The following is a 21,076-nucleotide window of genomic DNA, read 5'->3' on the forward strand; positions in this document are numbered from 1 at the left end:
ACTCCCTCGGCTCGTGAATCTTCGGTTGTTGCCGCGTAAGAGTTGACGAACGGGCGAAGTGTGTCAAGGCTCACGGCGCCGTTCTGGACAACTGTGTCCGTTACGCGACACCTCGCCGGGCGGGCGGCGCAGCAACGCAGGCTGCGCAACCACAGCCATGTAGGCTGACGGCACTTCCAACAGCTAAGGACGATCTGAACCCCGATGGACGGACCGCAACCCGGCCAATATCCATGCCCGCCGTCTGATTCGAGGCTGTACCGAGCGAGGTGGGCTCGATGACCGAGGTCCTCTTCATCCTCTTGGCGCTGCTGCTGGTCGCCGCCTGCGGCGTGTTCGTCGCGGCCGAGTTCTCCTTGGTCACCGTCGACCACTCCCAGGTGGAGATGGCCGCCGAGCAGGGTGACAAGCGCGCCCAAGGCGTGCTGCGCGCGATGAAGGAGCTCTCCAGCAACCTCTCCGGCGCGCAGGTCGGCATCACCGTGACCAACCTCGGCATCGGCTGGATGTCGGAGCCGGCGATCGCCGAGCTGATCGACGCGCCGCTGCTCGCCACCGGACTTCCGGAGGGTGCGGTGACGCCGATCGCGCTGACCGTCGCGCTGATCCTCTCCACCATCGTGACGATGCTCTTCGGCGAGCTGGTCCCCAAGAACCTCGCGCTGGCCCTGCCGCTGCAGACCGCCCGCGCCACCCAGGGGCCGATGCGGGCCTTCACCCGGATCATGCGCGGCCCGATCAAGGTGCTCAACGGCACCGCCAACGCCATCGTCCGCCGCCTGGGGATGGAGCCGCAGGAGGAGCTGCGCTCCGCGCGCAGCTCGGCCGAGCTCTCCTCGCTGATCCAGCGCAGCGCCCACGAGGGCACCCTCGATGCCGACACGGCCGAGCTGATGGAGCGCTCGGTCGAGTTCGGCACCCGCACCGCGGGCGAGATCATGACCCCGCGCGTACGTGTGCACAGCCTCGACCACAACGACCGCGCCGAGACGCTGATCGAGCTGACCCGGCGTACGGGCAACTCCCGCTTCCCGGTGCTCGACGACAACGAGGCCGTGGTCGGCACCGTGCACGTCAAGGCCGCGGTGGCGCTGCCGGTGCACGAGCGGCCAACGGCCAAGGTCAAGCACCTGATGGTGCCGCCGGTCGTCGTGCCCGACTCGCTGCGGCTGGATCCGCTGATGGCGCTGCTGCGCGCGGAGGGGTTCCAGCTGGCGGTGGTGCTCGACGAGTACGGAGACCAGGCCGGCATCGTCACCCTCGAGGACGTGATCGAGGAGATCGTGGGCGATATCGCAGACGAGCACGACCCGCTCAGCGCCCGGGCCAGGCTGCGCCGTGACGGCGGCTGGTCGCTGTCGGGCCTGCTGCGCCCCGACGAGGTCGAGGACATCACGGGTGTCGCCCTGCCCGAGGGGGAGGACTACGACACCGTCGCCGGCCTGATGCTGAGCCTGCTGGGCCGCATCCCCGAGCGGGGTGCGACCGCCGAGCTGACCGTGCCCGGCAGCCCGCCGCCCGACTCCGATGACGACGACGTCTACGCGCGGTACGTGAAGCTGACCGTGGAGGTCATGGACGGGCGTAGGATCGACCGGATCTCGATGCAGGTGATCGGCTGATGTCGACGACGATGGGACTGCTGCTCGGCCTGGTGCTGCTGCTCGCCAACGGCTTCTTCGTGGGCTCGGAGTTCGCCCTGGTCTCGGCCCGGCGCAGCCAGATCGAGCCGGCCGCGCAGGCGGGGTCGCAGATGGCCCGGATCACCCTGCGGGCGATGGAGAACATCAGCCTGATGATGGCCGGCGCCCAGCTGGGCATCACCGTCTGCTCGGTGCTCCTGCTGGCGATCACCGAGCCGGCGCTCGCGCACCTGCTCGAGCCCGGCTTCGACCTGATCGGCCTGCCCGAGGCGTTCCACCACCCGGTCGCGTTCGTGATCGCGATGCTCGTGGTCACCTACCTGCACGTGGTGGTCGGCGAGATGGTGCCGAAGAACATCGCTCTGGCCGGCCCGGACAGGGCCGCCCTGGTGCTCGGCCCGGCCATCTACGCGGTCGTCTACGTGCTGCGGCCGATCATCGTGGCGTTCAACTACGTCGCCAACCTCTGCGTCCGGGCGCTCGGCATCGAGCCCAAGGACGAGGTGAGCTCCGCGTTCACCCGCGCGGAGGTGGCCGCCATGGTCGAGGAGTCGCGCGGCGAGGGCCTCCTCGAGGAGGACGAATACGGCCGCCTGACCGGTGCGCTCGGCTTCACCGAGAAGACGGTCGCCAAGGTCACCATCCCGATCGACGACTGGACGATCGTGCCGCGGGGCGCCTCCGGCGCCGACATCGAGGGAGTCTGTGCCTCGACCGGCTACAGCCGCTTCCCGGTTGCCGACGGGGGCGGCGACCTGGTCGGCTACCTGCACATCAAGGACGTGCTGGAGCCCGACGAGCAACGCCGCCGGCAGCCGGTCCAGAACAAGTGGATCCGCCCGTTCGCGACGGTCACACCCGACGACGCGCTCCACGAGACGCTCGAGACGCTGCAGCGCCGCGGCGCCCACATGGCCCGGGTCGTACGCGAGGACGGCAGCACGATCGGACTGGCGACGTTGGAGGATGTCATCGAGGAGCTCGTCGGCGAGATCCGCGATGCCGCCCATGCCGATGACTCCACCCCCACCGAGTAAGCACTAGGGTTTGTCCGTGCCGCGTCTGGTGACAGAGGAGAGCCCGCAGATGCCCAACCGTCGATCCGGTGATCCCCGCCTGCAACATGGCCGGGGCTCGCGGCGACCGCTGGGCCCGGCCGACCGCAACCAGCCCGTGCTCGGCAAGCTGCTCAGCATCCTGCGGCTGATCTACGCCCCGGTGGTGCTGTGGGCTGTGATGATCGCCGAGGACGACACGATCGCGCTGGCCGCCTTCTGCCTCGCTGTGGTCACCGATCTGCTCGACAGCTGGCTGAACCGCAAGCAGCTCGGTGGCCGCCGCGCGGGCGAGCTCCTCGACGTGGTCGCCAGCACCGTCTTCGTCCTGGCCGCGACGCTCGCGCTGTGGCAGATCGACGTGATCCCGTGGCCGATCGCGCTGCTGGTGCCGCTGCGGCTCGTGGGCCTGCTCGCGATGATCCCGGCGCTGCGCAGCCGCGGGGTGCGTACGCTGCCGGTCCATCTCCTCGGCAAGGTGGCCGCCTTCTGCCTGCTGGCCTCCTTCCCGCTGCTCTACCTGAGCCATGACATCCCCGAGAAGCTCGATCTCGGCCTGGAGCCGAGCCTGCCGATCCAGGTCGCGCAGGCGTTCGGCTGGGCGTTCGCACTGTGGGGGATCCTGCTGCTGTGGTGGAGCCTGGTCCTCTACGCCCAGGAGCTGCGCCGCCTGATGGCCACCACGCCGCCGCTGGAGAAGGGCGGGTCGACCCGTGCCTGACCAGATCCCCGGCTCCGAGGACCTGCGCGCCTACGTCACCAAGCCGCTGCTGGACCGCATCACCGACCAGTCGATCGACTCCGACTACATGGCCGCTGCGGCCCGGCGCGAGCCCTCCGAGGAGGCGCCGACCCGGCGACGCCGACCGGGCGTGTGGGCGATGGTGGTCGTCGGGCTGTTCGCGCTGCTCGCCACCACCGCGGCGGTGCAGACCTCCCGCAACGAGGACGTCCGCCAGACCAGCAGGCAGGTCCTGGTCGACCGCATCGAGCAGCGCCAGGACCGGATCGCCGACCTGCACCGCCAGATCTCCGCGCTCCGCGAGGACAACCAGCGAAGCGACGGGTCGCTGAACTCGCTCGGCCTGCGGGCCAAGTCCGCCTCCTCGACCGCTGCCAAGACCGCGGAGGCGACCGGGTTCGCGCCGGTGACCGGTTCGGGGATCAGGATCACGATCGACAACGCCGCCGACGGCAACGAGGGCGGCACCGTCCGCGACTACGATCTCGCCGTGATCGTCAACGGGCTGTGGGAGGCCGGCGCCAGCGCCGTATCCGTCGACGGCCAGCGGGTCACCGCGCGCAGCGGCGTGATCACTTCCGGTGCGACGCTCCGGATGAACGACGTCTCCCTCTCGCCGCCCTATGAGGTGTCGGCGATCGGCGATACGCGTACGCTGGCCGCACGCTTTGCCGAGACGGTCTCCGGCGCGATGATCCACACCACGACGCAGGACTACGGGATGCCCTACGAGGTCGAGAACATCGACCGGCTGACCCTCCCCGCGGCGCCGGCCGATCTGCTGGAGCTGACCCATCTCGGGGCGGAGTCCAAGGGGTCCAAGGACTCGAAGCCCACCGACAACACCGACGAAGACACTGAACAGAACAGCGAAGGGGACCGCGAAGAATGATCGCCGTCATCGGCCTAGTGATCGGCATCGTGCTGGGACTGTTCTTCCAGCCCGAGGTGCCCGTCGGTCTGGCGCCCTATCTCCCGATCGCCGTCGTCGCCGCGCTGGACGCCGTCTTCGGTGCGCTGCGCGCGTTCATGGACGGCATCTTCGACGACAAGGTCTTCGTCGTCTCGTTCATCAGCAACGTCGTCATCGCCGCGGGCATCGTCTACCTCGGTGACCGCCTGGGCGTCGGCGGCCAGCTGTCCACGGGCGTCATCGTCGTCCTGGGTATCCGCATCTTCACCAACGTCGCAGCCATCCGGAGGCACATCTTCCATGCCTGACCGGAAGAGGAGGCCGACGGTGAAGCGGACCGCGGCCAAGCGGACCCCCGCGAAGAAGGCACCGGCGAAGAAGCCCGCCACCCCGGCGGAGGAGACCGTCACCGAGGACGTCACCACGCCCGAGGCCTCAGACGTTGGTACGCAGTCTGCTGAGCAGGAGCCCACGGAGTCTGTCGAGACGACCGACGCCTCGGACGTCGAGGAGCCGTCGGAGACGGAAGTGACTGAGGAGAAGGCCGAGGAGGGTCGGGAGACCGGGGCCGACGAGGCCGGCGACGAGCCTGAGCAGCCGGTCGCCGAGGAGGGTTCCGAGAAGGAGCCCGAGGAGTCGGACGACGTCGAGCCTGTCGAGCCCGTCGACTTCGTGGAGCCTGACGAGCCTGTCTCGTCGACGGTTGCGGAGGATCCGGCGGCCGAGGACGTCGAGGATGCCGACGACGCCGACGAGGTGGACGCGGCCGACGCCGCGGAGCCCGACGAGGTCGAGGGCGCGACGGGCGAGGAGCAGGCCGAGGAGAACGCCGAGGTCGCCGAGGCCGAGGAGCTGCCGACGACCCAGAAGGCCGATGAGCCTGATGAGTCCGACGAGCCGGAGGAGGAGCCTGAGGAGGAGCCGGCGCCGCTGGTCGGCCGGGCACGCCTCTTCGACGCGCTGACCCACTTCCGGCGCGGCCAGGTGGCCGTGGCGGTCCTGCTCTGCGTACTCGGCTATGCCGCCGTGGTGCAGGTTCAGACGAACACCGAGGACTCGACCTACGCCGGTCTGCGCGAGCAGGAGCTGATCGACATCCTCTCCGGTCTGGCCGGCACGACGCAGAAGGCGCAGGAGCAGATCGAGGAGCTCGAGGCGACCCGCGACGAGCTCGAGGACCAGACCCTCCAGCAGCAGACCGCGCTGCAGCGGGCCGAGGAGCAGGTCGACACGCTTCGGGTCATCGCCGGGACGGTGCCGGTCAGCGGGCCCGGGATCACGATCGAGATCGACCCCGGCGCCGACCCGCTGCGGCTGACCGCCCTCCTCGACCTGATCGAGGAGCTGCGCACCAGCGGTGCCGAGGCGATGGAGATCGAGGGCGCCGACGGAGAGGCCGTACGCCTGGTCGCCTCGTCCTCGATCGAGGTCAGCCAGCCCGGTGCCGGCCTCAACGTCAGCGGCGAGCTGATCAGCCCTCCCTACCGCCTCAAGGTGATCGGTCCGCCCGACACGCTGGCCGGTGCGATCGACTTCTACCAGGGCCCGCAGGACCAGCTCGAGGAGCAGGGCGCGGAGGTAGAGGTCGAGTCGGAGGAGAAGATCGACATCGAGTCGATTCACACCGTGTCCCGCTGACCGTTTCGACGGTGGGGCGCAGTAGGGTTTCGTCAACCGGCTCGCGGGACGATCTTCCGTAGCCAGACCAGTACGCCTGATGAGGAGATGCCCGTGTATCCCGAGGACCTGAAGTACACCAGCGAGCACGAGTGGCTGCGCAACCCTGGCGAGACCGAGGGCTCCGTACGGATCGGGATCACCAACTACGCCCAGGACGCTCTCGGCGACATCGTCTACGTCTCGATGCCTGCGGTCGGTGACACGATCAAGGCCGGCGAGAGCTGCGGCGAGCTGGAGTCGACCAAGTCGGTCAGCGACATCTACGCGCCCATCTCGGGCGAGGTCGTCGCGGTCAACGGGTCGCTCGACGCGACCCCCGAGCTGGTCAACGACGACCCCTACGGCGGCGGCTGGCTCTTCGAGGTCACCCCGGCCGATCCTGCCGAGCTGGAGAGCCTCCTCGACGCCGCGGCGTACGAGGCGTCACTCGACGCGTAACCATCCGAATACCTGGGCCGACCTGATAGGTTGCGGATACATCCCTCAATGTGAACTTGAGGGTGTGTGCCCGGCCCTCGATGAACCTGGAGCTACAAAATGTCCGTGTGCCCCGCTTGCGGCAGCCAGAACCCTGACGAAGCGCGGTTCTGCTCGCAGTGTGGCGTAAGCCTGACCGGGACCGACCAGACCTCGACGATTCAGCTCGGGGCTGACGCCGACACGTCCGACCGGGTGCTCAGCCCGATCGAGGCGGCCACCGTCGAGGCGCTGCCGCGGGGCAACGGAATGCTCGTCGTGCAGCGCGGTCCCGGTGCCGGAAGCCGTTTCCTGCTCGACCAGGACACCGTCGTCGCGGGTCGTCACCCGGACAGCGACATCTTCCTCGACGACGTCACCGTGTCGCGTCGCCACGCAGAGTTCAAGCGCACCGGCGACACCTTCGAGGTCTCCGATGTCGGTAGCCTCAACGGCACCTACGTCAACCGCGACCGCATCGAGAACCTCGTCCTCAAGGACGGCGACGAGGTCCAGGTCGGGAAGTTCCGGCTCGTCTTCTACGCCGGGCACGAAGGGGCGTAGCCGATGGCCGCCGCCGCGATGCCTGACCCTCAACGGCCGGCTAGCGACTCGGGGGAGCGGCTCAACATCGGGCAGGTCCTGGACCAGCTGCGTCCAGACTTTCCCACGGTCACGATCCCGAAGATCCGGTTTCTCGAGGACAAGGGACTGATCAAGCCGGAGCGCACTCCCGCGGGTTACCGCAAGTTCTCCCGCCGCGACGTCGAGCGGCTGCGCTACATCCTGCGGATGCAGCGCGACCACTACCTGCCGCTCAAGGTCATCGGTGAGCACCTCGACGCGATCGACCGCGGCCTCGAGCCGCCGGCGATCGAGCCGACCGTGCCCACCGTCCCGACGGTCGCCCTCGCGCCCGACGGCGCGCCCGGGGCGGAGTCGTTCCGGCGCACCGACCACATGCGGATCTCGCGACGCGAGCTCCTCAAGATCGCCGAGGTCGACGACCCGCTGCTGACCGAGCTGGAGAAGATGGCGCTGGTGGTGCCGCTGCGAAGCGGTCACTACGACACCGACGCCCTGGCGATCGCGCGCACGGCCAAGGAACTGGCCGAGTTCGGCATCGAGCCCCGTCACCTGCGTGGCATGAAGGCTGCGGCCGACCGCGAGGTCGGTCTGATCGAGCAGATCGTCGCTCCGCTCCGTCGCCCCGGCCGTGCCGAGGCCGAGGGCAAGGCTCAGGAGATCGGTAGCGAGATCGCCTCCCTGGCCGTCCGGCTGCACGCCACCTTGGTGAAGTCGGGGCTGAACAGGGGCTGAGAGCCCCGAACCCTGCGCGACGCGGAGCGTCGCCATGAACGCGGTAGGGTTGTTGTATGCGTGAGGTCGATGTGCTCGGAGTCCGAGTCGAGATGCCCTCCAACCAGCCGATCGTGCTGCTGCGCGAGGTGGCCGGTGAGCGATATCTGCCCATCTGGATCGGCGCGGTGGAGGCGACCGCGATCGCCTTCGCCCAGCAGGGCGTGGTGCCGCCGCGGCCGCTGACCCACGATCTGCTCAAGGACATCGTGGAGGCGACCGGCAACGAGCTGACCGAGGTGCAGATCACCTCGGTCACCGACCGTGTCTTCTACGCCAACCTGGTCTTCGCCTCGGGCGTCGAGGTGAGCGCGCGGCCCTCCGACTCGATCGCGCTGGCGCTGCGTACCGGCACGAAGATCGTCGTCTCCGACGAGGTCCTCGACGAGGCCGGGCTCGCCGTCCCGGCCGAGCAGGAGGACGAGATCGAGAAGTTCCGCGAGTTCCTCGACGAGATCACTCCCGAGGACTTCGAGTCCCACTGAGGTCGCTGCCGGGATCCTCACCCTGCCCGGGATGTGGGCGTGCCTCCTGGTCGGAGCCGTCGTGCTGGTGCTGAACGCTCTGGTCGCGACAGGCAGTGATCTAAAGCCTCATTCTCCACATGAGGGTTAGGTCGGACGACACGCCGGAGGGGGTTCTTTGACCAGGGACCTTGCGGCGCTTACCTTGTAGTTGTCTCTGTTGTAACTCCAACGGTGTGGTCCCCCCGCCGCAGCCGTTCATTCCCCGAGTGGAGTTACGCACAACGGAGTAGACGATGGAGGACATCGTGTTCGACCACGAGCAGAAGCCCGGCCACGGCGCCGACGACGCGCAACGCGCGGCGGAGCAGGCCGACGAGCAGGGCCTTCTCTTCACCGACGATGTCTCGCCACTGCCGAGCGACACCGGCTACCGCGGCCCGACGGCCTGCAACGCAGCCGGGATCAGCTACCGCCAGCTGGACTACTGGGCGCGCACCGGTCTCGTCGAGCCGAGCGTGCGCGGCGCCACCGGATCCGGCACCCAGCGGCTCTACTCCTTCCGCGACATCCTGATCCTCAAGGTCATCAAGCGTCTCCTCGACGCTGGCATCTCGCTGCAGCAGATCCGCGCCGCGGTGCACCACCTGCGTGAGCGGGGCACCGACGACCTGACCCGCGTCACCCTGATGAGCGACGGCGCCTCGGTCTACGAGTGCACCAGCAACGACGAGGTCATCGACCTGCTCCAGGGCGGGCAGGGCGTCTTCGGCATCGCCATCGGCGGTGTCTGGCGCGAGATCGAGGGGACCCTCTCCGAGCTGCCCAGCGAGCGTACGGCCGAGGACGGCGAGCAGGTCCCCTCGGCGTCCGACGAGCTGGCTGCCCGCCGCGCCGCCCGCAACGCCGGGTGACGTAGGACTCAGTCGACACCGGCCCTCGAGGCCCCGCGGACGCGGGACCTCGAGGGCCGGTCGTTTATGCTGGGGGTGCTGACCATCCCGCACGGGAGAGCCCCAACTCGTTGGGGCGCCGAAGGGGCAATTCCTCCCCGGAAACTCTCAGGCACCCACGACTGTGCGGACCAGGCAACTCTGAAGCGGCGAAGGCGCGGTGACAGAGGGGGAGGGCTTACGAGTTGTCTTAGATGCCCTCAGGAGCCACTGTGTCCGACACGCCCACCTTGTCCGAGCTCGACGCCGCCTCCCCGTTCGTGGAGCGCCACGTCGGGCTCTCGGCCGCCGACGAGGCGACCATGCTCGCGCGGCTCGGGTACGACTCGGTAGCAGCGATGATGGACGCGGCCGTCCCGGCCGGGATCCGATCCGTCGAGTCGCTGGACCTGCCCGCCGCGCTGAGCGAGGCGCAGGTCGCGTCGCTCGCCCGCGAGATCGCCGCGTCCAACAAGCCCGGCGAGGCGATGATCGGGCTCGGCTACCACGCCACCGTGACGCCGCCGGTGATCCGCCGCAACGTGCTCGAGGACCCGAGCTGGTACACCGCCTACACGCCCTACCAGCCCGAGATCTCCCAGGGCCGCCTCGAGGCGCTGATCAACTTCCAGACGATGGTCGGAGACCTGACCGGTCTGCCGGTCGCCAACTCCTCCCTCCTGGACGAGGGGACCGCCGCCGCCGAGGCGCTGGCGCTGGTGCACCGCGCCAACCGGAGGGGTTCCGGTCCGTTCGTCATCGACGCCGACGCGCTCCCGCAGTCGATCGAGGTCGTGAAGGTCCGTGCCGAGGCGATGGGCCTCGACGTTGTCGTGGCCGACCTGTCGCAGGGTCTGCCCGAGGGTGACGTCATCGGTGTGCTGGTGCAGTACCCCGGTGCCTCCGGTCGCGTGCCCGACCTCAAGCCGGTCATCGACGCCGCCCACGAGCGCGGCGCGCTCGCCGTGGTCGCCGCCGATCTGCTCGCGCTGACCGTCCTGGAGGCGCCCGGCACGCTCGGCGCCGACGTCGTGGTCGGCTCGACGCAGCGGTTCGGCATCCCGCTCTTCTACGGCGGCCCGCACGCCGGCTACATGGCCGTCCACGAGGGCATCGAGCGGCACCTGCCCGGTCGCCTGGTCGGCGTCTCCGTGGATGCGGAGGGACGGCCTGCGTACCGGCTCGCCCTGCAGACCCGCGAGCAGCACATCCGCCGGGAGAAGGCGACCTCCAACATCTGCACCGCGCAGGTGCTGCTGGCCGTCGGCGCTTCGATGTACGCCGTCTACCACGGCCCCGCCGGGCTGAAGACGATCGCGACCCGCACGCACCGCTACGCCGCGGTCCTGGCCGCCGCGCTCCGGTCGGCCGGGCTGCCGCTGGTCTCGGAGACGTTCTTCGACACCCTGGGTGTCACCGTGCCCGGCCGCGCGGCCGATGTCGTCACCGCGGCGCGTCGCTTCGGCGTACATCTGCGTCTGGTGGACGCGGACACGGTCGGCATCTCGACCTCCGAGGCGACCACCCGGTCGACCCTCTCGGCCGTGCTCAACGCCTTCGGCGTCTCGGGCGTGGACCTGGAGGAGATCGACCGCACCACGGCCAGCGCGCTGCCCGACGGCCTGGTCCGCACCACCGACTACCTCACCCACGAAGTGTTCAACGCGCACCACAGCGAGACCCAGATGCTGCGCTACCTGCACAAGCTGGCCGCCCGTGACTATGCGCTCGACAAGGGCATGATCCCGCTCGGCTCGTGCACGATGAAGCTCAACGCGACCACCGAGATGGAGCCGATCTCGCTGCCCGGCTTCGCCGACCTGCACCCGTTCGTCCCGGCCGACGACGCTGCCGGTTACGCGCGGCTCGTCGGCGAGCTCGAGGGCTGGCTCGCCGAGGTCACCGGCTACGACGAGGTCTCGATCCAGCCGAACGCCGGCTCGCAGGGTGAGTTCGCCGGGCTGATGGCGATCCGTGGCTACCTGGACGCTCAGGGCCAGGGACACCGCAACATCTGCCTGATGCCCTCCTCGGCCCACGGCACCAACGCCGCCTCAGCCGTGATGGCGGGGATGAAGGTCGAGGTCGTGAAGTCGGCCGAGGACGGCACCGTCGACCTCGACGACCTGCGCGCCAAGCTCGACGCCCACGGCGAGAACGTCGCCGCGATCATGGTCACCTACCCCTCGACGCACGGCGTCTACGAGGAGGGCATCACCGAGGTGTGCTCGCTGGTGCACGAGGCCGGCGGCCAGGTCTACATCGACGGTGCCAACTTCAACGCGCTCCTGGGCTACGCCAAGCCCGGCGAGTTCGGTGGCGACGTCTCCCACCTCAACCTGCACAAGACCTTCTGCATCCCGCACGGCGGTGGTGGCCCGGGCGTCGGTCCGGTCGCGGTTCGCTCGCACCTGGCTCCCTACCTGCCGTCGCACTCGCTCCACCCCGACGCCTCGAAGCGATCGGGCATCGGCGCGATCTCGGCCGCTCCGTACGGCTCGGCGGGCATCCTGCCGATCTCGTGGGCCTACATCCGGCTGATGGGCGCCGAGGGCCTGACCCGGGCGACGTCGGCGGCGGTGCTGTCGGCCAACTACGTCGCCGCGCGTCTCAACGAGCACTTCCCGGTGCTCTACCGCGGTGAGACCGGCCTGGTCGCGCACGAGTGCATCCTCGACCTGCGGCCGATGACCAAGGAGACCGGCGTGACCGTCGACGACGTCGCCAAGCGGCTCATCGACTACGGCTTCCACGCCCCGACGATGTCCTTCCCGGTCGCCGGCACGCTCATGGTCGAGCCCACCGAGTCCGAGGACCTCGCCGAGCTCGACCGGTTCATCGACGCGATGATCGCGATCAAGGGCGAGATCGATCGTGTCGCCTCGGGGGAGTGGACCGCCGAGAACTCGGTCCTGCGCGGCGCGCCGCACACCTCCCGGGCGCTCGTGGGCGAGTGGGACCGTCCCTACTCCCGCGAGGAGGCCGTCTTCCCGCGCGGCATCGACCCCGACAAGTACTGGCCGCCGGTCGCCCGCATCGACAACACCTACGGCGACCGCAACCTGGTCTGCTCCTGCCCGCCGGTGGAGTCCGAGGTGTAGGTTCCGAGCTTGCTCGGAACCTACAACCCGAGGAGGTCGAGCGAGCCCCGCCGGTGAGCTTGCGAACCGGCGACGGGCGGGTCGAGACCCAGTCGTCAGCCCGTGACCTCCCGCCGAGTCGGCCCGTCATGACCGAGATACCTGCCGAGTCGGCCCGTCATGACGGGCCGACTCGGCGTGGTTTTACGTCAGTTCGAGCCGGCTCGGCCTGTCAGCTGAGGGTCATGACGGGCTCGCCGTTGGCGTTGAGCCCGGCGCCGTGGGTGCACGTGCCGGACCTCGGCGTGCCGCCGTTGTAGGCCTGGCGCAGGCAGTTGCGCAGGGCGAGCTGCCCCCAGTAGTTGGGGTGCAGACTCTCCTGGATGTAGTAGTTGCCGCTCGCGGTGGAGACGGTGCGGATCTGGTTGACCCACTCGGTCTTGTCGACCGCACCGGTGGCTCGCCAGCTCGACAGCCCCTTCTCCTCGAGCAGGCCCACGGTGTTCTCGCACAGCCGGCGGCCGGCAAAGGCGCCGGTGACATCGATCGTCTTGATGTTGGTCAGCCCGGAGTCGGTGGCCGCGCCCGAGATCGCGTTGTTGATGGTCGGCAGGATGGTGTTGTACGCGTAGTCGGCATCGGCGTTCCAGAAGCCGCAGCCGCCGGTGTTCTGACGGGTGTAGCCGGACTCGCTGTAGCGGTAGACCGAGGAGGTCGCCAGCGGCGAGGGCACGTTCTGGACGATCAGGGTCCAGGCACCGTCCGCGTAGCCCGCGTTGCGCATGGCGGTGCGTACGTTCTGGAAGGCGGTGGCGATCCGGGCGCGCACCGCGGCGACGTTGCCGGCCGCCATCGCGTTGGTGACGACCGCGTCGTCCTTGCAGTAGTCCTTGCTCCAGGACGGCGAGAGCAGGAAGTTCTGCACGCACTGGGTGACGATGGCGGCGAAGTTGAAGTCGTTGCCGCCGATACCGATCGTCACCGCCTTCACGTTGTGGGTCGCAGCGAAGCTCTGCAGCATGAGGGCCTGGCCCTGGTTGGCGCCGCTGGAGTAGAAGTCGATGCCGGGCTTGAAGTAGCCCTCGCTCGTCGTGGTCGTGGCGACCTTCGCCCCGGAGCAGGCCAGGTTGAGCCCGTTCACGCCACCGCCGATGTACGCCTCGGCGGCCGTGCTGCGGTGGCAGCGGTTGATCGTCTCGGCGGTGCGGGTGGCGTTGTCGAAGTAGGTCGCGCTGCCGCCCGCATCGACGAGCGACTCGCCGGAGTTGCTGTTGCCTGCCCAGCGGCCGGCCTCGCCGGAGACGTAGCTGTCACCCACGGTGACGATCCACGGCGTGCCGCTTCCGGGGCCGTCTGCGTGGGCGGGCGAGGCCATCAACGTCGTCGCGGAGAGCAGGGACGCTGGTAGCAGAAGGGTTGCGGCGACCTGGGCGAGACGGGTGCAGAGACGTGGCACGGAAACCTCCGGGTGGTGGGATGGGCTTCCGCGGCGCGGAGCCGCCTCAGGCTAGTGACGTACGTCACTGTCGGGGAACTACCGCCGGGTAACATCTGTGGTCCCGACGGTTAATTCTTCGATCAGGTGCCGAGGACCTGAAGCGTGGATCCCTCCCGGCCCTTGGTCACCGCCAGCTGGGTGGGGATGCGCTCGCGCATCTCGGTGACGTGGCTGACCACGCCGATGATGCGACCGCCCTCGCGGAGGGTGTCGAGGACGTCGAGCACGTCGTCGAGGGTGTCCGCGTCGAGGGAGCCGAAGCCTTCGTCGACGAAGAGGGTGTCGAGCATCTGGCCGCCGGCCTCGTTCATGATCACGTCGGCCAGGCCGAGGGCCAGGGCGAGGGAGACCACGAAGGTCTCCCCGCCCGACAAGGTGGCGGGGTCCCTGGACTCGCCGGACCAGTCGTCGCGCACCATCAGCGCCAGGCCGCCGCGGCGGTCACCGGCGCCCTTGGCCGCTGAGTGCTCCAAGGCGTAGCGCTGGTCGCTCATCTTCGCCAGCCGCTCGTTGGCCGCGGCGACGACCTGGGTGAGGCGGTAGGCGACGACGTAGGCCGACAGGCTCATCTGGAGCTGGTTGTCGCTGCTCTTCCCCTCGGCGAAGGCGGCGATCCGGGCCGCGACCTCGAGGTCGTCGCGAACGGGCGCCCAGGTCGAGAGCGCCTGGGTGAGGTCGCGCTGCAGCGAGTCGAGGCGGGCGGCGCGGTTGGCGGCGGTGTCGGCGGCCGATCGGGCTGCGTCGGCGGTGTCGGCGGCCTTGCGGTGGGCGAGCGAGAGCGCCTGCAGGTCGGGCTCGTCGGTGGCCAGGATCTCGGCGGCCCCGGGTGAGTCGAGGGTCGCGCGTGCGGCCGCCAGGCTGTCGGCGTACGTCTTGATCTGGCTGTTGAGCACCGCGACCCGGTCGGGAGGGAGCGCGGCGGCGAGGGCGCTCTCGGGGCTGTCGAAGCCGGCCCGGACCGCGGTGGCGGTGAGAGTGCGCTCGGCGCCGGCGAGCGCCTCCGCAGCACGCGTGGCCGCCTCGAGACGCTCGAGGGTGGTGGCTGCCGTGCGGTGTTCACGGTCGAGGGCGGTGAGCAGGGCGTCGAGATCCGGGTGTTCGTCGCGGACGTCGCGCAGCTGCTCCTCGAGACGCTCGCGCTCCTCGGTGAGGTGTCGCAGCGTGGTCTCGAGCTCGGCGGCGCGGGTCTCGAGCTCGGCACGGAGGGCGACCGATCGCTCCTGGGCCTGCTCGGCGGTGGTGAGCTCGGCGCGCAGGTCGGCCTCCCGGGCAGCCGTACGCTCCAGGCCGGCGAGTCGCTCGGCCAGCGACTCGGCATCCTCGTCGGTCTCGCCGGTGGCCTCCTGGGCGAGCTGGAGACGCGTGGTGAGGTCGCGCACGTGCTGGTCACGGGCGTGCTCTTCGGCGCTGGCGTTGTCGTAGACCGTCTGCGCGGTCTTCTCCGCCGCGGCATCCGGGGCGCCGTCGGCGGGAGAGGCCTTGTGCGGGTGCTCGTGGGAGCCGCACACCGGGCAGTCCGCACCCACGGCCAGGGCGCCGGCGAGCTCGGCCGCGATGCCGTCGAGCCGGGCCTGGCGTACGTCGAGATAGTGGGTGCGCGCCTCCATGGCAGCCGTCCTGGCCGACTCGTGCCGAGCTCGGGCATCGGCGAGCTCCCGGGTCATCCGGGCTACCTCGGTCACGGCCGCGACCTGAGCGCGGAGTACAGGGATCGCCGCGGCCGCCTCGGTGGCCGCCGCCAGGTCGGCACCGAGGGCCTCGGTCCGCTGCGGCAGCTGCTCGGCGAGACGTGCCTGTTCCTGCGTCTGGGCGACCACGCGGTCTCGCTGCGCGCCGGTGGTGGCGAGCTCACGGGTGACCTCGCTGAGCCGACGCTGGACCGGCACGAGGGCGCGGGCCTGCGCCAGGCGCGCCGAGATCCGGTCGGCGGCCGCCTTGGCGTCGCTCAGACTCAAATCGCCCGGCGCCAGGGCGGACGCCTGCGCGTGCTCGCGCCGCGCCTGGTCGGCGAGCTCACTGACCCCGGCCACCGCCTCGGCGCGCTGGGCGGCCTCGACGCGGCGTAGGCGCTCCTCCTGCTCCTCGGCCGTGGCGACGAGACGGCTCTCGGCCGCGGCGGCAGCTCGGAGGCCGCGCTGCTTCTCGGCCATCGCGCGGGCGGCGTCGAGGGCAGCCAGCGTCTCCGATTCCGCGGCCAGGGCCTCCATCGCGGCGCCGGAGGTGACGGCCTGCGCCTCGGTGGCCTCCTCGGTGAGGGTGCGGGCCCAGGCGGCGATGGCTCCGTCACCGGCGGGGAGGCCGAGGTCATGCACGTCCCAGTCGTCGGGAAGCGTCACCGCCGCCGTCTCGCTGATCCGGCTGACCACCTCGGCGACGCCGGCGTTGAGCTCCTCGGATCGGCGCCGGAGCTCGACGCGGCGCTCACGGAGCCAGCGCTCCACATCGGCGAAGCGCTCGGTGCGGAAGAGCCGCTCCAGCAGGCGCTTGCGTTCCTCGGCGCTGGAACGGAGGAAGGCCTGGAAACGACCCTGCGGGAGCATCGCGACCTGGACGAACTGGGTGAGCGTCATGCCGAGAAGGTCGGAGACCAGATGGCCGGCCTCGTCGAGGCGGTTGGTGAGGGTGCGCCACTCCTCGCCGACCAGCTCCATGAGCACGACCGACGCCTGCTGGGTCGTGGTGCCGGCACCACGACGTTTGGGGCGCTCCCACGACGGCGAGCGGGTGATCCTGAAGCGCCGCTGGGCAAGCGTCGCATCCAGGACGACACGGGTGGCGACCTCGGCCGGGGCTCGGTCGCTCCGCAGCCGCTTCGCGACCGAACGGTCGCCGGGGACGTCGCCGTAGAGCGCGAAGCAGACCGCGTCGAGGACGCTGGTCTTGCCGGCGCCGGTGGCGCCGGAGAGCAGGAAGAGCCCCGCCTCGGAGAGCTGGTCGAAGTCGACGTCGACCGTGCCCGTGAACGGGCCGAACGCGGTGACCTCGAGGTGGTGCAGACGCATCAGAAGAGCACCTCGAGCCACTCCTCTTCCTCGGCCGCGCCGGCGGCTGAGTCGAGGGTGTCGACCTCGGGATCCTCGCAACAGGCGTCGACGGCGGTCTGCAGCAGCGCCAGCTCGGCCTTGGCCGCAGGCTCGCCGCGCAGCTCGGTCACGAACTCGGTGACCAGGTCGATGTCGCGTCGCGGGCGGGACGGGTCGGGCCGGGACAGCGCGCCCAGGACCGGAGCGGTGGACTCGAAGCCCAGCACGAGCGTGTGCGGGAAGCGCCGCCGCAGCCGCTCCATGGCCTGGGCCGGTCGGATCCGGTCGGTCAGGGTGATCTGCAGCCACGACTGCTCGTGGGCCTCGTGGCGCGGGTCGCTCAGCAGCTCCTCGAGCGTCCCGCGCAGCCGCGAGAGCTTCCGCGGGACTGGCGCTTCCACGAACTCGCTGGCGACGAACCCGGACTCGTCGAGATCGATGAGCCAGGAGCCCTTGAGATGGTTGGCCTCGGAGAAGGAGTAGGCCAGCGGCGAGCCGCTGTAGCGCACCGTCTCGGTGATCGTGTGACGCCCGTGGAGGTGGCCCAGGGCGGCGTAGGAGATGTCCTCGAAGAGGCTCGCCGGCACCATCGAGACACCGCCGACGGAGATGTCGCGCTCGGAGTCGGATGGCTCCGCGCCGGTGACGAAGGCGTGGGCCATCACCACGCTGCGGGCACCTCGGCGGTCGAGGTCGGCACGGACCCGTCGCATCGCCTCGCCGAGCGCCGCGTGATGGGAGCGCGACTCCAGGCCCCAGGACGCCCGGGCGGCGTCGGGATCCAGATAGGGGAGACCGTAGAAGGCCACCTCGCCGTGCTCGTCGGGGAGCATCACCGGACGGCCGACGCCGGCCAGGTCGGTGCGGATGAAGATGCCGGCGGCGTCGATCAGCTCGGAGCCGAAGCCCAGCCGCTGGGCGGAGTCGTGGTTGCCGCTGGTGATGACGACCTTCGCCCGCGAGGCGGCCAGACGGGCGAGCGCCTCCGAGGCCAGCCGGACGGCGTCGACCTGCGGAAGCGCGCGGTCGTAGACATCGCCGGACACGCACACCACGTCGACCTCTCCCTGCTCCACCACGGAGAGGAGATGGTCGACGTACGCCGCCTGGTGCCCGAGCATGCCCTCCCGGTGGAAGGACCGGCCCAGGTGCCAGTCGGAGGTGTGCAGGATCCGCATGAAACGAAAACTATCGGTGAGCACGGACACTCTTGCCGCCGACTCACCGCGACGTCTCGGCTACGCGGGATAGGTCACCTTCACGGCCAGCTGCCGCTGCAGGTTGTCGGCAGCGTCGGAGACCCGGCGGCGTACGCCCGGGTCGAGATCCAGCTGGACGACCGCCCGCGCGGCAGCGAGGGTCTCCTCGGTCACCGACCCGCTGGGGAAGAACGCCTCGGCGGCCTCGGCCAGGCTCCAGCCCGAGCGCTTCTCGGCGGTGGCGGGAAGCTCGGCGAAGTAGCGATCGACGTAGCCCGCGGTGAGCTCAGCCGGGCCGGTCCAGAACGCCCGCCCGGCGGCCAGGATGTCGTAGTTGGGCAGGTCGGTCTCGCCGGTGAACACCGACCAGCCGTAGGCCTTCGCCTCCGCGTCGGGGATGCTGACCAGCGCACCGTTGAGATGGATGCGGGCGTCGTTGGCCGGCTCGGCGTCATAGGCCGCCTGGAGCTCCTCACGAGAGGCGAAGCCGTTCTCGGCGAGCTTGGCGAGGATGCGCCAGCGCAGGTCGAGGTCGGTCTCGATGCCGGCGGGGGGAGTGGACAGCCACTCCCGCAGCAACGACTCGGAGCTCGCCGAGCGGATCGCGGTGCGGTAGGCCGACAGCTGCAGCTCCGAGCCGGGAGCGACCTCGTCGAGCTTGCGGAGCGCAGCCTCGTGGAGCCGCTCGCGGGCGCCGGCGGGTGCCAGCGGCACCACGGAGCCGAAGAGCCACGGCATGGTGCGGCGCGGGGTGTCCTCGAGGTCCTCGATCGGCAGCGAGGCCTCGGCGATGTCGATGACGTCGGCCGGGTCGACCGCGGCGTTGAACCAGGCACTGCGCAGGTTGTTCCACACCCCTGCGCGCAGGCCACCGTCGCTGACGTCCGGGAGCGCCGCCTTCAGGGCCTGGACCGTCTCCCAGTCGGGGATCGCCGAGGCCCAGGTGTCGTCGTAGGGGTCGAGCACGACGGCGTTGGCGGCGACCTGGAGCGGCGTCTGGTCGCCGGTCACGGTGATCTCCGAGGTGGTCCACTGCGTCCCGTTGAGGATCGCCGCACGGAAGGTGTGGGAGCGATCGGCCGGGTGCAACGACGGAGCGGTGCGGTTGACGACCATCTTCGCCGGGTCCCACGAGAGCGTGTCCGGGCCGGCGGTGAGCAGCCACTGGGAGGTGAAGGCGTCGAGGTCGAAGTCGACACCCGCCGCAGCCGCGGCGGAGTCCCAGGAGGCGAACAGGTCGTGCATGGTGGCGTTGCCGAACCGGTGCCGGGTGAAGTGGTCGATGGCGCCGGCGAAGAAGACGTCGTCGCCCAGGGATGCGGCCAGCTGGCGCAGGATCGCGGAGCCCTTGGAGTAGGAGATCCCGTCGAAGTTCTGCAGCGCGGAGACCGCGTCCTCGGCGCCGTTGCCGGCGACCGAGTGGGTCGAGCCGCGCTGGTCGGCGGTGAGGCCCCACTGGCGGCGGGCGTAGGACATGTCGGCCCAGGCGTCGTCGTACTGGGTCACGTCGGCGGTCACCCGGTTGCCCATGTATTCGGCGAACGACTCGTTCAGCCACAGGTCGTCCCACCACTGCGGGGTGACCAGGTCTCCGAACCACTGGTGGGCCATCTCGTGGGCGACGGTGGTGGCGCGCTGGATCCGCATGCCGCGGGTGACCCGCGAGGTGAAGACGAGCGGGTCGCGGAAGGTCACGCAGCCCGGGTTCTCCATCGCGCCCGCGTTGAACTCCGGCACGAACGCCTGGTGGTAGTTGCCGAACGGGTAGCGGATGCCGAAGAGCCGGTGGAACTCGTCGAAGCACTGCTTGGTGAGTGTGAAGAGCTCCTCGGCGTCCTTGTCGAGGTCGGCGGCGATGCTCTGCCGCGAGCTCAGCGAGAGCGGGATCCCGTCGTGCTCGTCATGGATCATGTGCCACGGGCCGGCGACGAGCGTGACGAAGTACGTCGAGAGCGGCTGGCTCCGCTCGAACTCCCACTCGCCCGGTGAGATCTGGGTGCCGGGCGCGTTGCCGATCACGGTCCAGTCCTGCGGCGCGGTGACATGGAAGGTGTAGGGTGCCTTCAGGTCCGGCTGGTCGAAGCAGGCGAAGATGGTCGGGGCGGCGTCCATGAAGCACATCCCGTAGACGTAGGCCTTCCCGTCGGCCGGGTCGACGCTGCGGTGCAGCCCCTCACCGTCGTTGCGGAACGGCATGGTCGCCTCGACGACGAGCTCGTTGGCGCCTTCCGCCGTGGTGATCGGGAGGCGTCCCTTCGCGAGCGTGGCGGGGTCGACCGGGCTGCCGTTGAGGCTGATCCGGGCCACCGAGACCGGCTTGAGGTCGACGAACGTCGGCCCGCCCTTCGAGGTGAACCGGATGGTCGTCACCGAACCGAAGGTCTCTTCGCTGGACGCCAGGTCGAGACGTACGTCGTAGTCCTCGATCTTCAGCAGTCCGGCACGGGCGATGGCCTCGTCACGGCGCAGGGGCAGGCTCTGGGTGGTCACGTCGCACAGGCTAACGGGCGGGTGGCACTCTTACCCCATGACTTCTGATGCGGCAGACCAGCGCTCGGTATCTCTGGAGAAGATCGGTGAGCACCGCTTCCGTGCGACCAACGCGCGCGGCGGCACCGTGGTGATCGGCCACGGTGACGATCCCGACTTCACCCCGGTCGAGCTGCTCCTCGCCGCCCTGGCCGGCTGCAGCGCCCTGGACGTCGACTTCATCACCGGGAAGCGTTCGCCGATGGAGACCTTCGAGGCCCTCGCCGCGGCCACCAAGATCCGCGACGAGCAGGGCAACCGCCTCGTCGACATCTCGGTCACCTTCGACATCACCTTCCCCGAGGGTGAGGCTGGCGATGCTGCCCGCACCGTGCTCCCGGACGCGATCAAGAAGTCCGAGACCCGGCTGTGCACGGTTGGCCGCACCGTCTCGGTGGGCACCCCGGTGACCTACGGCGTGGGCGACCTCTGACGGTTGGGTTCGGCGCTTCGTCGGGGTAGTCCGGGAGCGAACTGCCCATTTACCGGCGAGTAATAGGCAG

General features: G+C 70.0%; 17 protein-coding genes and 1 riboswitch. Of the genes, 13 read left to right on the forward strand and 4 right to left on the reverse strand.

Annotation, left to right across the window (positions count from 1 at the left end; all coding sequences use genetic code 11):
• The first annotated feature begins 278 nt into the window (after nucleotides 1–278).
• From ACFVDI_RS05965 to gcvP, 12 genes are all read left to right on the forward strand, one after another.
• A complete protein-coding gene (locus tag ACFVDI_RS05965) occupies nucleotides 279–1,622 on the forward strand; it encodes a hemolysin family protein (RefSeq protein WP_378901616.1) in 1,344 nt (447 codons plus the stop codon).
• Nucleotides 1,622–2,680, forward strand: coding sequence for a hemolysin family protein (locus ACFVDI_RS05970; RefSeq protein ID WP_378901619.1), 1,059 nt, complete (start codon nucleotides 1,622–1,624; stop codon nucleotides 2,678–2,680). Before ACFVDI_RS05965 ends, ACFVDI_RS05970 begins: the two co-directional genes overlap by 1 nt.
• 49 nt (nucleotides 2,681–2,729) lie before the next feature.
• Entirely contained in the window at nucleotides 2,730–3,419 is a 690-nt protein-coding gene (locus ACFVDI_RS05975; protein WP_378901622.1) for a CDP-alcohol phosphatidyltransferase family protein, read from the forward strand.
• Nucleotides 3,412–4,332 (forward strand): DUF881 domain-containing protein, encoded by a 921-nt coding sequence (locus ACFVDI_RS05980; protein WP_378901625.1) that lies wholly within the window; start codon nucleotides 3,412–3,414, stop codon nucleotides 4,330–4,332. Before ACFVDI_RS05975 ends, ACFVDI_RS05980 begins: the two co-directional genes overlap by 8 nt.
• On the forward strand, nucleotides 4,329–4,661 hold the full coding sequence (locus ACFVDI_RS05985; RefSeq protein ID WP_008359542.1) for a small basic family protein: 333 nt from the start codon (nucleotides 4,329–4,331) through the stop codon (nucleotides 4,659–4,661). Before ACFVDI_RS05980 ends, ACFVDI_RS05985 begins: the two co-directional genes overlap by 4 nt.
• A gap of 19 nt (nucleotides 4,662–4,680) precedes the next feature.
• Nucleotides 4,681–5,991: a DUF881 domain-containing protein gene (locus tag ACFVDI_RS05990; RefSeq protein ID WP_378901628.1), complete on the forward strand. Its 1,311-nt coding sequence runs from the start codon at nucleotides 4,681–4,683 to the stop codon at nucleotides 5,989–5,991.
• A 93-nt stretch (nucleotides 5,992–6,084) separates the two neighbouring features.
• Nucleotides 6,085–6,471 (forward strand): glycine cleavage system protein GcvH, encoded by a 387-nt coding sequence (gene gcvH / locus ACFVDI_RS05995; RefSeq protein WP_378901631.1) that lies wholly within the window; start codon nucleotides 6,085–6,087, stop codon nucleotides 6,469–6,471.
• Nucleotides 6,472–6,570: 99 nt separating this feature from the next.
• A complete protein-coding gene (locus tag ACFVDI_RS06000) occupies nucleotides 6,571–7,053 on the forward strand; it encodes an FHA domain-containing protein (RefSeq protein WP_378901634.1) in 483 nt (160 codons plus the stop codon).
• Between the two features lie 3 nt (nucleotides 7,054–7,056).
• A complete protein-coding gene (locus ACFVDI_RS06005) occupies nucleotides 7,057–7,809 on the forward strand; it encodes a MerR family transcriptional regulator (protein WP_378901637.1) in 753 nt (250 codons plus the stop codon).
• A gap of 56 nt (nucleotides 7,810–7,865) precedes the next feature.
• A complete protein-coding gene (locus ACFVDI_RS06010) occupies nucleotides 7,866–8,333 on the forward strand; it encodes a bifunctional nuclease family protein (RefSeq protein WP_378901640.1) in 468 nt (155 codons plus the stop codon).
• Nucleotides 8,334–8,608: 275 nt separating this feature from the next.
• Nucleotides 8,609–9,226, forward strand: coding sequence for a MerR family transcriptional regulator (locus ACFVDI_RS06015; RefSeq protein ID WP_378901643.1), 618 nt, complete (start codon nucleotides 8,609–8,611; stop codon nucleotides 9,224–9,226).
• 82 nt (nucleotides 9,227–9,308) lie between these two features.
• Nucleotides 9,309–9,400, forward strand: a riboswitch (glycine riboswitch).
• 59 nt (nucleotides 9,401–9,459) lie between these two features.
• Nucleotides 9,460–12,345, forward strand: coding sequence for an aminomethyl-transferring glycine dehydrogenase (gcvP, locus tag ACFVDI_RS06020; RefSeq protein WP_378901646.1), 2,886 nt, complete (start codon nucleotides 9,460–9,462; stop codon nucleotides 12,343–12,345).
• A gap of 211 nt (nucleotides 12,346–12,556) precedes the next feature.
• Here gcvP and ACFVDI_RS06025 read toward each other — a convergent pair whose 3' ends face one another.
• The 4 genes from ACFVDI_RS06025 to pepN all read right to left on the reverse strand — a co-directional run bounded on the left by ACFVDI_RS06025 (nucleotide 12,557) and on the right by pepN (nucleotide 20,534).
• Entirely contained in the window at nucleotides 12,557–13,780 is a 1,224-nt protein-coding gene (locus ACFVDI_RS06025) for a hypothetical protein (RefSeq protein ID WP_378901649.1), read from the reverse strand.
• Between the two features lie 122 nt (nucleotides 13,781–13,902).
• Nucleotides 13,903–16,824 (reverse strand): AAA family ATPase, encoded by a 2,922-nt coding sequence (locus tag ACFVDI_RS06030; RefSeq protein WP_378901652.1) that lies wholly within the window; start codon nucleotides 16,822–16,824, stop codon nucleotides 13,903–13,905.
• Complete coding sequence (locus ACFVDI_RS06035; protein ID WP_378901655.1) at nucleotides 16,824–18,023, reverse strand: exonuclease SbcCD subunit D; 1,200 nt, start codon at nucleotides 18,021–18,023, stop codon at nucleotides 16,824–16,826. Before ACFVDI_RS06035 ends, ACFVDI_RS06030 begins: the two co-directional genes overlap by 1 nt.
• Before the next feature lie 60 nt (nucleotides 18,024–18,083).
• Entirely contained in the window at nucleotides 18,084–20,534 is a 2,451-nt protein-coding gene (gene pepN / locus ACFVDI_RS06040; RefSeq protein ID WP_378901658.1) for an aminopeptidase N, read from the reverse strand.
• A gap of 37 nt (nucleotides 20,535–20,571) precedes the next feature.
• Between pepN and ACFVDI_RS06045 the strand changes: the two genes are divergently transcribed.
• A complete protein-coding gene (locus ACFVDI_RS06045) occupies nucleotides 20,572–21,006 on the forward strand; it encodes an OsmC family protein (RefSeq protein WP_378901661.1) in 435 nt (144 codons plus the stop codon).
• The last annotated feature ends 70 nt before the right edge of the window (nucleotides 21,007–21,076 follow it).

The sequence above is a fragment of the Nocardioides sp. NPDC057767 genome (genome assembly GCF_042798275.1).
Lineage (GTDB): Bacteria > Actinomycetota > Actinomycetes > Propionibacteriales > Nocardioidaceae > Nocardioides.